This is a genomic window from Aequorivita sp. CRS11 (assembly GCF_059693805.1).
Map to the genome: position 1 here is coordinate 1 of NZ_JCATIG010000051.1, position 643 is coordinate 643.

Below are 643 nucleotides of genomic sequence, written 5' to 3' on the forward strand. Positions count from 1 at the left end.
AATATAGTGAAAACATCCCTCTCCCGCCTCCCTTCTAAGGGAGGGGCCAGTTTCGGAAATGACTTATGTTTTGTTATAAGCGCCAAAAGTCCCCCTTTGAAGGGGGATTTAGGGGGATGTTAATCAGAATTTTAATTAAAAAGAAGGTTCTACTCGAAAAAACATCCCTCCCCCGCCTCCCTTCGAAGGGAGGGGCTAGATTTGGAAATAACTTATGTTTCGTTATAAGCATCAAAAGTCCCCCTTTGAAGGGGGATTTAGGGGGATGTTTTTAACTATTTTCTCTTATATAACTCTTTATGATATTAATTACACTTTCAGTATCGCTTAGAATATCATTATTCGTAAATCTTAAAAAATGAAGTCCTTGCGCCTCCATTTTACCTTGTCGTTCTGCATCCTCAAGAAAATTATGCTCGTGGATATTCCCATCGACTTCTATAACCAGACCAATTTCATGGCAATAAAAATCTACAATAAAATTTAAAATTGGAACCTGTCTATGGAATTCTAGACCTAAGGATTTTTTTCTAATACCCTCCCATAACATTTTTTCAGCAGGAGTCATATTTTTACGGAGTTCCCTAGCCATCGCTTTCAGATGTTTATTATATGGAAGTATTTTGTTTGCCATGTGATAAAT

At 37.0% G+C, this 643-nt stretch carries 1 protein-coding gene; it reads right to left on the minus strand.

The window, feature by feature from the left end; translation table 11 throughout:
* Window positions 1-271: 271 nt before the first annotated feature.
* Window positions 272-643, minus strand: a 372-nt coding sequence (locus AC58DT_RS15705; protein ID WP_497217734.1) for an endonuclease domain-containing protein, incomplete at its 5' end; no start/stop codon positions are given.